General features: G+C 53.2%; 13 protein-coding genes. 6 read left to right on the top strand and 7 right to left on the bottom strand.

What is annotated here, in order from left to right:
- Positions 1-3: 3 nt before the first annotated feature.
- Positions 4-1,260: an MFS transporter gene (locus DW350_RS00820; protein WP_115717042.1), complete on the top strand. Its 1,257-nt coding sequence runs from the start codon at positions 4-6 to the stop codon at positions 1,258-1,260.
- A 91-nt stretch (positions 1,261-1,351) separates the two neighbouring features.
- Entirely contained in the window at positions 1,352-2,212 is an 861-nt protein-coding gene (locus DW350_RS00815) for a formate/nitrite transporter family protein (protein ID WP_115717041.1), read from the top strand.
- Positions 2,213-2,448: 236 nt separating this feature from the next.
- Here the strand turns inward: DW350_RS00815 and DW350_RS00810 are convergent, their stop codons facing one another.
- Both DW350_RS00810 and DW350_RS00805 read right to left on the bottom strand, forming a co-directional pair.
- On the bottom strand, positions 2,449-2,943 hold the full coding sequence (locus DW350_RS00810) for a lysozyme inhibitor LprI family protein (protein WP_192954765.1): 495 nt from the start codon (positions 2,941-2,943) through the stop codon (positions 2,449-2,451).
- A gap of 102 nt (positions 2,944-3,045) precedes the next feature.
- Complete coding sequence (locus DW350_RS00805; protein WP_152032913.1) at positions 3,046-3,396, bottom strand: hypothetical protein; 351 nt, start codon at positions 3,394-3,396, stop codon at positions 3,046-3,048.
- Between the two features lie 193 nt (positions 3,397-3,589).
- Between DW350_RS00805 and purU the strand changes: the two genes are divergently transcribed.
- Positions 3,590-4,426, top strand: coding sequence for a formyltetrahydrofolate deformylase (purU, locus tag DW350_RS00800; protein ID WP_115717038.1), 837 nt, complete (start codon positions 3,590-3,592; stop codon positions 4,424-4,426).
- Here purU and DW350_RS00795 read toward each other — a convergent pair whose 3' ends face one another.
- Positions 4,427-4,879 (bottom strand): hypothetical protein, encoded by a 453-nt coding sequence (locus DW350_RS00795; protein WP_115717037.1) that lies wholly within the window; start codon positions 4,877-4,879, stop codon positions 4,427-4,429.
- A gap of 226 nt (positions 4,880-5,105) precedes the next feature.
- Between DW350_RS00795 and gloA2 the strand changes: the two genes are divergently transcribed.
- Positions 5,106-5,489, top strand: a complete 384-nt coding sequence (gene gloA2 / locus DW350_RS00790) for an SMU1112c/YaeR family gloxylase I-like metalloprotein (RefSeq protein ID WP_115717036.1) — start codon at positions 5,106-5,108, stop codon at positions 5,487-5,489.
- On the opposite strand, the gene DW350_RS00785 is transcribed toward gloA2, so the two are convergent.
- Complete coding sequence (locus DW350_RS00785; RefSeq protein WP_152032912.1) at positions 5,477-5,863, bottom strand: hypothetical protein; 387 nt, start codon at positions 5,861-5,863, stop codon at positions 5,477-5,479. The two genes, gloA2 and DW350_RS00785, sit on opposite strands and share 13 nt — an antisense overlap.
- Positions 5,864-6,116: 253 nt before the next feature.
- Here DW350_RS00785 and DW350_RS00780 point away from each other — a divergent pair, with 253 nt between their 5' ends.
- Positions 6,117-7,637, top strand: a complete 1,521-nt coding sequence (locus DW350_RS00780; RefSeq protein ID WP_115717034.1) for a peptide MFS transporter — start codon at positions 6,117-6,119, stop codon at positions 7,635-7,637.
- 58 nt (positions 7,638-7,695) lie between these two features.
- On the opposite strand, the gene DW350_RS00775 is transcribed toward DW350_RS00780, so the two are convergent.
- The 3 genes from DW350_RS00775 to yvcK all read right to left on the bottom strand — a co-directional run bounded on the left by DW350_RS00775 (position 7,696) and on the right by yvcK (position 10,126).
- Positions 7,696-8,307: an SCO family protein gene (locus DW350_RS00775; RefSeq protein ID WP_115717033.1), complete on the bottom strand. Its 612-nt coding sequence runs from the start codon at positions 8,305-8,307 to the stop codon at positions 7,696-7,698.
- 152 nt (positions 8,308-8,459) lie between these two features.
- Positions 8,460-9,077, bottom strand: a complete 618-nt coding sequence (gene lexA, locus DW350_RS00770; protein ID WP_115720523.1) for a transcriptional repressor LexA — start codon at positions 9,075-9,077, stop codon at positions 8,460-8,462.
- Positions 9,078-9,205: 128 nt separating this feature from the next.
- Positions 9,206-10,126, bottom strand: coding sequence for a uridine diphosphate-N-acetylglucosamine-binding protein YvcK (gene yvcK, locus DW350_RS00765; protein ID WP_115717032.1), 921 nt, complete (start codon positions 10,124-10,126; stop codon positions 9,206-9,208).
- Positions 10,127-10,240: 114 nt separating this feature from the next.
- Here yvcK and plsB point away from each other — a divergent pair, with 114 nt between their 5' ends.
- The gene (gene plsB, locus DW350_RS00760; protein ID WP_115717031.1) at positions 10,241-12,694 is read left to right on the top strand and encodes a glycerol-3-phosphate 1-O-acyltransferase PlsB; all 2,454 of its coding nucleotides are present in this window, start codon (positions 10,241-10,243) and stop codon (positions 12,692-12,694) included.
- Positions 12,695-12,708: the final 14 nt, after the last annotated feature.

Genomic DNA, 12,708 nt, shown 5'->3' with positions numbered 1-12,708 from the left:
AATATGGCCCGCGCCCAGGGCGGTACTTTCCGCTCTTTGAAGAATCCCAATTATCGGCTCTGGGCTGCGGGCGCCTTGGTATCTAACCTTGGCACTTGGATGCAACGTACCGCCCAAGACTGGCTGGTATTGACCATTCTGACTGACCATAACGCCACCGCCCTTGGCATCATGACGGCGCTGCAATTTGTGCCGCAGTTGTTGCTACTGCCGCTTACCGGCTTTGCTGCCGACCGTATCGACAGACGCAAACTGTTAATGGTCACCCAGGCCTGCATTGGTCTGTTGGCATTGGGGCTGGGGCTACTGACCGTTACCGGCTTAGTGCAGCTTTGGCATGCCTACGGTTTTGCCTTATTACTCGGCTGCGCCACGGCTTTTGATAGCCCGGTGCGCCAAGCTTTTGTGTCTGAAATGGTGGGCGACGACGAGCTACCCAATGCCGTTGCCATTAACTCCACCTCCTTTAACAGTGCCCGCATGATTGGCCCTGCCATCGCCGGCCTTTCCATCGCCGCTATCGGTACCGGCTGGGTGTTTGTTATTAACGCGGTGTCTTTTGTCCCGGTACTGTGGTCACTCGTGGCAATTAAGCCCAGCCGCCTATACAAGGTGGACCGGCCACTAACCAAAAGTGGCCTTTGGGATGCCTTTCCTTATGTGTGGCAAAACAAGGTCATCTTGTTCACCCTCATCATGCAGTTTTTAATGGGCAGTGTTGGCCTTAATTTCCCCATCTTTATCTCCACCATGTCGACGCTGGTGTTTCACGGCAAGGCCGACCAATACGGGCTGTTAACCTCGATGCTGGCTATCGGCACCATCAGCGGCGCTTTAATGGCTGCCAAACGCGAAAAGCCAAGGCTGGTACTACTGCTGCTTGGCGCGCTTGGCTTTTGTGTCAGCATGCTCGCCGCCGCCATTGCCCCCAATATTGTGACCTTCTGCTTGGCACTGGTGGTGACAGGCCTTGCCGCCCAAACCTTTATTGTGACTGCCAATAGCTCGGTGCAGCTGGCCACCCAGCCCTTTATGCGCGGCCGGGTAATGGCGGTGTTTATGGCCATTTCCCTGGGCGGCATGCCTTTGGGCGGCCCGTTAGTGGGCTGGGTGGTGGATCTGTATGGTGCCCGCTGGGGTATGGCTCTTGGCGCAATGGGTGGGTTAAGCGCAGCGCTGGTGGGGATTTTTTACTGGCTCACCATTCACCGCCCAAGTCGTCGCAAGCCCTCTGTAAGTTCTAATATTTCAGCGCCTTAACTGAACAAGGTCACGTTGATAACGGCGCCGCCCTATTCCTTGATGCTAGGCTAAGCTCTCTTCGGCCCACTGAGGAAAAGGAGCCCCAGCCATGACCGATGATCCAAAAAATAGCCTTAATGAACAGCCACAAGGCCTCTCCGCCCAAGATCAATACCGGGCCCAGAAGCAGCTGCCCCCGGCGGCGGCAGTGCTGCACGAAACGGTACGCCTGCTGGGCGAAGAAGAGCTAAACCGTAACCTCAGTGCCCTTTGGTGGTCAGCCCTCGCGGCCGGCCTTTCCATGGGGTTTTCACTGATGACCCGAGGTTTATTACAAGCCTACTTACCCGCTGGCGGCGGCTTTTACCTGGTGGAATGTGCCGGTTATAGCGTTGGCTTTGTCATTGTTATTTTGGCCCGCCAACAACTCTTTACCGAAAACACCATCACTGCGGTACTGCCATTAATGTCCAGTGTCAGTTGGCAAAAGTTCGGCTGTTTGCTGCGGCTTTGGCTCGTGGTGATGCTGGGCAACTTGGTGGGTGTGGCCATTTTTGCCTACGGCCTTGGCCGCATGGCACTGTTTGACCCAAAAGTGCTGCATGCCTTTGCCAATATTGGTGAAGAAGTCATGCATAACAGCCCCAGCCAGATGTTTACCAAGGGTATTATGGCCGGCTGGCTTATCGCCATGATGGTATGGATGAACGCGGCAATTCGCGCCCGTCTGATGGTGATCATCCTGATGACCTACATCATTTCCATTGGCGGCTTTACCCACATTATTGTCGGCTCAGCCGAGGTGCTGTTTTTGGTATTCCAAGGCCATGTTTCGGTGGGCAGTTACTTCCTTGATTTCGCCTTGCCAACATTGGCAGGCAACATTGTTGGTGGCAGTTTGATTTTTGCGCTGATAAGCCACGCCCAAGTCAGGGGTGATGAACAGCTAAACGTGGAACAAGAGCCCTAAAAAAAAGCGCCCAGAAGGCGCTCGGGAAATGACGCTGATAAAAGGGGATGGGAACCCCAGGGAGATCCAAAGGCGAAGCCCACAAAGCAGACTCAGGACATGCAAGCATTGAGAACGGCACATTGGAAAAGCCCGTATCTTTACGTGCAGGCAAGCGCCTTTGGATCATTGTCAGAAAAAACAAGGCTGTAAAATAGCTGATGAAACAGACAGGGCATTGATACGGTTAGCCGCTGCTAATGGCTAGCGTTTTTGGTTATGCAGTGCACGGCCTGCGCGCCACTTCCCCACACCACGGCAAGCTGGTGCGCCTGTTCACTAATGCTTATCTGGCTATTTTGATAGAGGCTGCCACTGGCAACCGATTTTTTAAACAGCACCGCTCTTTGGTTGTGGCGCTGCACGGCCAATGCCGCTGGATGGGTATTAAAATACTGTAATTTAAGGTTATTACCGGGGTTGCCATCACAGACCGCTGCTAATTCCCGCTGCGGTTTTATCAACACATATTGCGCTTGTAGCTCGGCGATACGATGACGGTAGCTTTGTTGAACGCAGAGGGTTTTATCGTCTGCTTTCCAGCACTCATCGCGGTCTTTCTTTTCCCAGTCATCTTGATTGCGGCGCAGTACGGTTAAGTCTTTGGCTTTCATAGACGCCTTTTCGTAAACCTTGGCCAAGTTATCGTCTAACTGCGTCAACATTGGTGTTTGGCACACCAATATAGCCATGCTTGAGCCTTTTACGCTGCTGCAGTCTTTGGCCTGAGCGCCGAGACTAAAAAAACAAAAGACCAGCAAAATCCATCGCACTGCATTACACATAACCGACTCCTAGAGCGCGCCAAGCCCGACAATAACCATGAATGCTGTTGCGGATAAACTGATAGCCGCCAGCAACAAGCCGCCAAGGGCTGCGCCTTTACGGCGGTCTGGTTGGGTCAAGGCCACCACTGCCAAAATAGCGGATAGCAGCGCCAAGGCCACCAACAGCAATACCGCCAATCCCAGCATAAGCATGGCGGGAGATTGCTGATTCACCAGCGCCGGAAAGTGGCGGCCAATGTAGGCGGCAACGGCAAATGTCAGCATCAGCGCAAACATTGACACCAAGCCCAGAACCAACGCCACCTTGCCAATGCCCGACGCCTGTTTAGCCGCCATAAGCCCTTCTTGGTATCGCATATCTAATGACCATCAAAGCACAGCGGCTCCGCTTTGTTAATCCCTTGTTTTAGCGGACCTTGTTTTAGCGCAAAGGAAAAAAGCTATTGCGATAAATCGGCGAAAACTGGCCATAACCGCTTTGTGGGCAGGCAAGGCTGTTCAAATTGGCGATGGCAGTTAATATGGTCTGCCAACCTAAGAGCGTACCGCCATGGAAAAGAAGATCCTGCTGACCGATTGCCCCGATGCCAAGGGCCTTATCGCCAAGATCACCAACATTTGCTACAAGCACCAGCTCAACATCACCCGCAACAATGAGTTTGTTGACCGCGACCATGGCCGCTTTTTCATGCGCACCGAACTCAACGGCATTTTTAATGACACCACTTTTTTGGCTGACTTAGACGACGCCCTTCCCCAGCACACCAAACGCCGCTTGGTTAAGGCCGGGCCCAAAAAGATTGTGATCCTGGTAACCAAAGAAGCGCACGCCCTTGGCGATATTCTGATGAAGTGCTTTGAAGGTGCGCTGGATGTCAACATTGCGGCCGTTATCGGCAATTACGCTACCTTAGGTGAGCTGGTCGAGAAATTTGCTATTCCTTTCCATCATGTTTCACACCAAGGTTTAAGCCGCCCCGAGCATGAAGCGCAGCTGATGAAAGTGGTCGACAGCTACAACCCCGACTACCTGGTGCTTGCCAAGTTTATGCGCATACTCACCCCCTCGTTTGTGGCCGCCTATCTCCACAAAATCATAAACATTCACCACTCTTTTTTGCCGTCATTTATCGGTGCCAACCCTTATCGGCAAGCCTTTGAGCGGGGTGTGAAAATGATTGGCGCTACCGCGCACTTTGTCACCGATGACCTAGATGAAGGCCCGATCATCGAGCAGTCGGTGATCCACGTAAACCACGCCATGTCAGCGAATGATATGGCCAGAGCAGGCCGTGACGTTGAAAAGTCGGTGCTGAGCCGCGCCTTACAACTGGTGTTAGATGAGCGGGTGTTTGTTTATGGCAACAAGACAGTGGTGTTTAAGTAACTAGGGCGCCGGTGATGCGGTAACAGCCTCAGGTAATTTGTCGGCCAAAGACTCCAAGCGGTTATAGCCTTGCTGACAATCCAGTTGGCGTTTGGGTCCTTGAGCTTTACTGATCACCAACCCTTGCTGGTCGATAGGCGGGCTGACATTGCCCTGGTAATGGTCGAACAGTTGGTAACGGCGGCCATTATCGGTAAATGAAACCAAGTACACCGTCATTGGCCCCTCACGGCTCTGGCGAAAGTAAAAGGCGGCCCCAACGCCCAGGTTTAAACCATCCAATACCAAATGCAGCCCGCTGCCATCCTTTTGGCCACAAAGCGCCATCACTTTAGGCTCGCTGCAGCGAAAGAAATTGCTTTCCCCAGCAGGACAGCCATTACCCCATGTCGCCGCCACGCCCTCGACCGACAACAAGGGCAACGCCGCCAACACTGGCCATGGGCTTTTCATCGCTACCCTCCTTTGCTGCATTAAAACCGTCACAATAGAGAATAGGCACAATTGGCGGCGCGATAACGGCAAAGTTATGCTTTTCTTGGCTTTTTCATTAAAAGAGCCGCAAAAAGGTGACCAACAGCCACAGCTAATCGTTTGAGCTTGATTTTCATCAGCCCTTTCAAGGCCAAGCTAGCGACAGTTATGCTGGTATGACCCCATAACACCAGGAGAGTTAGCGTTGCTTAAGGCCATTCATCACGTTGCGATAATCTGCAGTGACTACCAACGTTCAAAAGCCTTTTATACCGATGTGTTGGAGCTAAAAGTGTTGGCCGAGCATTACCGCCAGCCACGTGACTCTTGGAAACTGGACATCGCTTTGCCATGCGGCGGCCAGCTGGAGCTCTTTTCCTTTAACGACGCACCCGCGCGGCCCAGTTACCCCGAAGCACAAGGGCTTCGGCATCTTGCCTTTTTAGTAGACGACGTGCAGCAAGCCGCAAACTGGCTAACAGCAAAAGGAATAGCGGTAGAACCCGTTCGCACCGATCCCTATACCGGCAAGCAGTTTACCTTCTTTGCTGACCCCGATGGCCTGCCACTGGAGCTTTACCAGAGCTGATCGCTGGCCATTAGCCTTGCTAACTGCGACTGCGCGTCTTGGCAGGGCTGGGCCTTGCCATCAACCACCACCCCTAACTGGTGCTGTTTGGGGTCACTGCCTTGGCGGTGTTCAAACAGCAAATAAGTGTGCTGACGTGTTTGTAGTGACACCGAATAACGCGCCTTGCCTTGACGCTGGTAAGCTTCTTTTACCCAATCAGCGTGTTGGCCAATGATTTTTCCGCCCAGCTTTAAATAAAGGCCTGAGCCGTCACTTTTACCGCACAGCGCAATGGCTTCTGGCTTGAGGCACTGAAAATAAGCAACTTCATTACCCGGGCAACCCCAAGCCATAACCGGTAACATCAATAGCCCTAACCAACACCTTCTCAACAAGCCGTCCCTCCCTCTATAAGCCGATGCGGCCTCGCTCACAAATTCCACTGCCTACTCAACTGCTTACTTTGCCATCAAACCTGCACCTTTTGATAAAAATAGCTTTCAAATCAGTACCTTTTTGAACAACAACAGAACAAAAGAACAACAAAAAAACACCAATTTAACAAACCGAAACTTGGCGTTGGTGGAAAGCTCAGGCCTTTATCGGTATAACGTTCGCTTCTCGTCACATTACAAAACAACAGTTATGACAGCCACAGCTTCTGTAGACGCAGTTCAGGCAAACGAGGCGAAAACTCGCCGCGCCTTTATTGCGCTGTTTATGATCGAAATGTGGGAGCGCTTTGGCTTCTACGGCATGCAAATTCTGATGGTGGTATTTGCTATCCACTATCTGGGGTTTGATGACTCTCGCGCCAACCTCACTTGGGGCGCTTTCGCTGCCATGATTTATCTGACCCCTGTTGCAGGTGGCTGGATAGGCGACAAAGTGTTGGGGACCAAACGTACCACCATGCTCGGTGGTGTGGTGCTGGCAATAGGTTACGGCATGTTGTCGGTACCTTGGGACCAAATTGTTGGCGGCAACGGCCACGGCATGGTGTTCTTCTCCATGGGCGTTATTGCTGTTGGTAATGGCCTCTTTAAAGCCAACCCCAATAACCTGGTCGCCAAATTGTATGAAGGTAACGAGTCCAAGCTCGATGGTGCCTTCACCATGTATTACATGTCTATCAACATTGGCGCCTTCCTGTCCCAGTCGCTAACGCCGATCATTCGGGTGCATTATGGCTGGCACTGGGCCTTCTTGGTTTGCTGCCTCGGTTTGGTATTCGGTGTTTGCCAGTTCCTGATGCAAAAACGCTATCTGGACCACGTCGGCTCTGACCCCGACTTTAAACCGATGAACATGGGTAAATTGGCCGGTGTTTTGGTGGCCTCGGTGGTCGTGGCCTTCCTGATTGGTTTGGTGGTACAAAGCACCGAACTGGCCTCTATTGTGGTCGACATCGCCGGTATTGGTTTGGCGGTACTGTTTATCACCCTGATGGTGAAAGCCAATAAGCCCGAGCGTTCCGGCCTTATTGCCATGCTGATTTTGACGCTGCAAACCATTTTGTTCTTTATCTTCTATCAGCAGATGTCTACTTCCTTGACGCTGTTCGCATCCAACAACGTTGATTTGCATCTTTTAGGCTACGATATTCCGCCCGAGCAGTTCCAAGTATTGAACCCATTCTGGATTGCGGTAATGAGCCCGGTGCTGGCCTGGCTTTACGCCTCCCTTGGCAAAAAGGGTAAAGACCCTTCCTTGGCAGGCAAATACGCCATTGGTTTTGTCCTGCTGGCTATTGGTTTCTTCCTCTATGCCATCAGCGGTAACTTCGCTAACTCGCAAGGCTTGGTGTCTTCCCAGTGGATGGTGTGGGGTTACTTCTGCCAATCAGTGGGCGAGCTGTTGATCTCAGGTTTGGGCCTTGGCATGGTCGCCCGTTATGTGGCGCCGGGTCTGCGCGGCCTGATGATGGGTGCCTGGCTGTTGGCAACCGGTCTTTCCCAGTATCTGGGTAGTGTGGTAGCGAACTTTGCCAGCGTCCCGAAAGACATCACCAGCCCGTTACAAACCCTGCCGCTTTATACCAATCTGTTCCAGGTACTGGGTTGGGTTGCCCTTGGCGGCGCCATTGTGGCTATCGTGCTGGTACCGCTGCTAAAACGCCTGGATAACCACAGTAAAGAAGCCTCTGCCCAATGGGCCGAGCAATAAGCACAACGCTTTGCTAAAAAACGCGCCTTAGGGCGCGTTTTTTTATGCCGCAGTGTCGCTACAAGTAGTGAGCAGTTATGGCATCAAAGTCGTGCAAGAGCTGCTGGCTGTCGATAACCGGAAGGTTCAGCGTTTGTGGGTTAAATACCGCCGCCAATTGCCCCTTAGGGTTTATCAGCAACACACTGGCGGTGTAAATCAGCCGGTGATTACCGTCCATGTGAAAGCTCAGCCCCAACTCTTTTGTTAAGGCCAGAAGTTGCGGCATTGAGCAGCGCAAACCGACAATATCAGGGTCAAAAAATTGGGTGTAGAGCTTTAACCGCTTTGCCGTGTCTTGCCCAGGATCGGCGGTAAGAAAGAGCACTTGCACCGGCACCTTGGCACTATCAACCAACTTTGGGTAAATGCTGGCCAGGCGGCTTAAGGTAGCAGGGCAAAGGTCGGGGCAATGGGTATAGCCCAAAAACAGCAGGCTCCAATGGCGCTGTAAGTTGGCATTGGTAAAGGCATGGCCGTTTTGGTCTTGCAAAATAAAAGGGGTTAGTTCTTTTGGCGGGAAAAATTCGGTAGCGGCAACATCATCCGTTGTTGACAACAAAATGTAGCCACCTAAGCCAACGCAAAAACTCACCGCTGCCACCAGGCTAATCACAGCCTTTATTCTCATTTAACCACTCCTTGGTCAATATGCCATCACCAACAATAGCAGCTGTGCAGCCTCCTCACCGCATTTATAAATCCGGCTGGGGATATGCGCTAACAAGCAGATTGCAGGCAGAAAAAAAGCGCCGATAAGGCGCTTTTTTCAGTGCACGGGCATTAGAACTGGCCACTGCGAATAACCCCTACCGCCAAGCCTTCAATGGTTACCGGCGTTTCCCGTAAATCCACCAGGATGTCATCAAAGTCATCGTTTTCAGCCACTAGCCGTAAGTTTGGGCCGTCTTGCTGCAAGCGTTTTACCGTGACCTCGTCTTCAACTCTGGCAACAACCACTTGGCCGTTGCGAGCCTGGGTGGTGCGGTGCACCGCCAGCAAGTCACCATCCATAATGCCGATCTTTTTCATACTCTCGCCTTTTACTCGCAGCAAAAAGTCGGCCTGGGGATGAAACAGCGTCGGGTCCATTTGGTAGTGCGACTCAATATGCTGGGTGGCCAAAATTGGCTCACCAGCCGCCACTTGGCCTACCAGTGGCAAGCCTTGTTCTTCATTGGCTGATTCTTCTTCAATTAGCCGAATGCCGCGGGAAGTGCCGGCTAAAATTTCAATGGCACCTTTTTTGGCCAAGGCTTTGAGGTGTTCTTCAGCAGCGTTAGCTGATTTAAAACCCAGCTGCTGGGCAATTTCAGCGCGAGTAGGAGGCATGCCGCTGGCCGAAATGCGGTCACGGATCAGATCCAAGATCTGCTGCTGGCGGGGAGTAAGCGGACGCATAAATGCCTCACTGGATTTATTTACAGTTACTGTCAGTATATCCAGCTTAAGACAGATGGCAAGGCATAAGCATGCCAAGGCAGGCAGAATCAGCACCTTAAGCACAGTAAATAAACAGACCAAGTGCCTTAGCGGGCGGCTGCGACCAGTTTTTCCAAACCATTGGCCAGGGCATCGCGGTCATGGCGATAAAAAATCTGGGCAGATTCCAAGGGAAGCTCTAAGCGGCGTACACCGCTGGGTAAATCCAGCCAATTGAGGCCGGGAGGCGACAATACCCAATCTACCGCCGTAAACCCCAGCTGCTGATGTAACCAAGCCAGGCGTTGGCCGGCGGTTAGGGTGCGCACCGGGCTTTGTTCGATACCGAGGTTTTCAACCCATACCTTCAGGGCCTTACTTTGACGAAGGGCAGCCGCAAGTTCCGGTACTAACAACGGTGGCATCACCGACGTTAAGAACGAACCGGGCCCCAGCACCAGTAAGTCGGCCTCTTTGATAGCATCTACCGCTTCTTTGGTGGCAGGCACCACCGGCGAAAGTCGCAACTCCTTTGGCATTTGCTCTAAGGCATCAACCCGCTGCTCGCCAATATAATGTTGGCCGTCAGCGGTAAGCGCCACGAGGTCGGCAGGGCTCTCGCTCATCGGTAGCAGTTCACACTTTACCCGTAGCACTTGGCGCACCAAATTGATGGCTTCAAGGGGCCTGACGCAAAGGTCATCTAGTGCCAGCAAAATCAGGTTACCGAGGTTATGGCCTTTAAGTTCACCTTCGGCTGAAAATCGGTATTCAAAGACCTGGCTGCCAGTTGAAGGTTTGGTCACTAGCTGGTTAATGCAATTGCGCACATCGCCCCAGGCGATGCAGTTGTGGCTGCGCCGCAACCGGCCGGTTGAGCCGCCATTATCGGTGGTGGCAACAATGCCGGTTAAGCGCGGGCCAAGGAAATTAAGGGCAGAAAGCATACGTCCTAAACCATGCCCTCCGCCAATGGCGACCACCCGTTCCAGGGCGGCTAAATGCGGGCGATAAAGCAGTTCTGCCATATAAATTTCCAAAGGTGCTGCGTTGCGCTTAGGTTAACGCGCATGCAAAGACTTTGACAAAGACTTCTGCTAAGCTTGCCGGCCGGCAAAACTGTTTCTCCGGGACACCCATTCGTGCTACCTCGTTTTCTTATCAAGGCCCTTAAATGGCCGGTTTCACTGACGGTTAAAAGTAAACTGGTACCGCAAGATCCCATCAAGGAGCTTGGGCTGGACCCTGCCAAACCGGTGGTTTATGCCTTTAAAACCGGTTCAGCTTCCGACTTATTGGCGGTGCGCCGCCTCTGTTTTGCCCTTGCCCTGCCGGACCCGTTAACACCGCTGCGTATCGGTGGCCAGGAACTGCCGCGCTGCCTTTATCTTGACCAACCGGTGGCATTGCTGACCCGTAAGCGGCGCAGCGGCAACTTTCGTGATGCGTTGGCGCAACTACTGACGGCGCTGCGGGCTGATAAAACCCAAGACATTCAATTGCTGCCCGTCTCCTTGTTCTGGGGCCGCGAACCAGGCCATGAAAACCCGTCGTTGCTGGGGTCGATATTGTCCGACTACGACTCGCCCTCTTGGCTGCGCAAGGCGGCAATCATCCTGCGTTATGGCCGCGACAACTTCGTGCGCTTTGCAAGGCCGGTGTCGCTGCGTACCTTGCTTGATGACCGCGCCGCCGAAGACGACCACCTGGCGCACAAGCTGACTCGGGTTGCCCGCGTGCACTTTGCCCGTCAGCGCCTGGTGATGACAGGGCCGCGTTTGCCAGACCGCGATAGCATGCTGGCCGCCTTGCTGAAAACCGAACCGATGAAAAAGGCCATTGCCGATGACGCCAAGGCCCACAAAGAAAGCATCGAGCAGGCAGAAAAGCGCGCTAACCAATATTTACAAGAAATCGCCGCCAAGTTTTCGCCCGGCTTTATTCGTTTTCTCGACCGGTTATTAGGGTGGATTTGGAACCGTATTTATAAGGGTATTAAGGTTTCCAACGCCGAAGTGGTGCGCCAGCTGGCCCATGACGGCCACGAAATTGTTTATGTGCCCTGCCACCGCTCGCACATGGACTATCTGTTGCTGTCGTATGTGATTTACCAGCAAGGCATGGTGCCGCCCCACATTGCGGCTGGTGTTAACCTTAACTTTTTCCCAGCCGGCCCGATGTTCCGCCGCGGCGGCGCTTTTTTTATTCGCCGCAGCTTTAAGGGCAACAAGCTCTATTCCACGGTCTTTCGTGAATACCTCTATAGCCTGTTTCAAAAGGGCTATTCGGTGAAATACTTTACCGAGGGAGGGCGTTCCCGCACCGGCCGTTTGCTGCCACCTAAAACCGGGATGCTGGCGATGACGGTGCAAAGCCTGCTGCGCTCAAGCGACAGGCCCATTAGCCTGGTGCCGGTCTACATTGGCTACGAACATGTAATGGAAGTGGGTTCTTACTTAAAAGAACTGCGCGGTAACTCCAAAGAAAAAGAATCTGGCTGGCAAGCCTTTAAGTCGACCGTAGCAGCGTTGCGCCAGGACTTTGGCCAGGGCTTTGTTAACTTCGGGCAGCCCATCGCCCTGAGCCAGTATTTAACCGAACAGGTGCCGGACTGGCGCGACTACGAAGACAGCGATAGCAAACCACACTGGCTGACACCGCTGGTTAACCGCCTTGGCGACGACATGCTGACCCGCATCAACGATGCAGCGGCCCTTAATGGCGTTACGCTGACCTCTTTAGCTTTACTGTGCGCAGAGCGCCGTACCCTGTCGCGGGAAGTGCTACAAAGCCAGCTCGACCTGTTACTGGCACTGGCAAAAGAAGCGCCCTACTCGGCCAATGTCACCCTGCCAGAACAAGACGGCAAAGCGCTACTCGACCAGGTGCTAAAAGGCGATAAATTCTTGGTAAGCAGTGACGGCCTGGGCGAACTGGTGAGCCTGGATGAAACCCAGGCCATTGCCATGACCTACTACCGCAATAATATTTTGCATTTGTACATGCTGCCGTCCTTGTTAGCACGGTTGTTGCTGGCCGGGGCCAAGCCGCACCGCCAGCTCTGCGAAGACGTTTTAGCCCTGTACCCGCTGTTAAAAGCCGAGCTGTTTATGGGCTTGGACGAAGCGGCCCTGCCAGACTACATAAACGCCATTCTTCACGCCTTTGCCAACCAAGGTTTAGTGGAGCTACAAGGTGAGCTTTGGCAAGTGGTGGACAGCCAGCATCCCGGCCATCGCAAGCTGTGGCTGCTGTCGGGGGTGGTGGAAGAGTCAATGCAGCGCTACGCCATTGTGCTGACGTTACTGCGAAGCCCAGAGGCCCTTGGACGCTCAGAGCTTGAAAACCGCGCACAAGCCGTAGCAGAACGCTTATCAGCCCTGTTTGGTATTCATGCGCCGGAATTTTTTGACAAAAAACTCATCGCTTCGCTGACGTCCACTCTGCGCGACGCCGAACTGGTTGAGCTGGGCGAGCAAAGCGAACTGCTGCCAACCCAAAAGGCACTGCTGCTGGACGACATGGTGCTCAGACTCTTGGCAACGGAGGTGGCCGACACCATCCGCAACGTACTTTGCCAACAGCCAAAGGCGTAAAAAAGCCGCTCTGT

Origin of the sequence: Gallaecimonas mangrovi (assembly GCF_003367375.1) — a bacterium.
Classification (GTDB): domain Bacteria; phylum Pseudomonadota; class Gammaproteobacteria; order Enterobacterales; family Gallaecimonadaceae; genus Gallaecimonas; species Gallaecimonas mangrovi.
Note: the sequence above shows the minus strand (reverse complement) of the source record. Positions and strands in the feature narration are given on the sequence as shown.

Excerpts from the sequence above, each read along its gene's own strand:
- DW350_RS00780 (WP_115717034.1), top strand. The coding sequence starts at position 6,117 with ATGACAGCCACAGCTTCTGTAGACGCAGTTCAGGCAAACGAGGCGAAA.
- DW350_RS00795 (WP_115717037.1), bottom strand. The coding sequence starts at position 4,879 with ATGAAAAGCCCATGGCCAGTGTTGGCGGCGTTGCCCTTGTTGTCGGTC.
- DW350_RS00805 (WP_152032913.1), bottom strand. The coding sequence starts at position 3,396 with ATGCGATACCAAGAAGGGCTTATGGCGGCTAAACAGGCGTCGGGCATT.
- DW350_RS00815 (WP_115717041.1), top strand. The coding sequence starts at position 1,352 with ATGACCGATGATCCAAAAAATAGCCTTAATGAACAGCCACAAGGCCTC.
- DW350_RS00810 (WP_192954765.1), bottom strand. The coding sequence starts at position 2,943 with ATGGCTATATTGGTGTGCCAAACACCAATGTTGACGCAGTTAGACGAT.
- DW350_RS00775 (WP_115717033.1), bottom strand. The coding sequence starts at position 8,307 with ATGAGAATAAAGGCTGTGATTAGCCTGGTGGCAGCGGTGAGTTTTTGC.
- purU (WP_115717038.1), top strand. The coding sequence starts at position 3,590 with ATGGAAAAGAAGATCCTGCTGACCGATTGCCCCGATGCCAAGGGCCTT.
- lexA (WP_115720523.1), bottom strand. The coding sequence starts at position 9,077 with ATGCGTCCGCTTACTCCCCGCCAGCAGCAGATCTTGGATCTGATCCGT.
- yvcK (WP_115717032.1), bottom strand. The coding sequence starts at position 10,126 with ATGGCAGAACTGCTTTATCGCCCGCATTTAGCCGCCCTGGAACGGGTG.
- DW350_RS00820 (WP_115717042.1), top strand. The coding sequence starts at position 4 with ATGGCCCGCGCCCAGGGCGGTACTTTCCGCTCTTTGAAGAATCCCAAT.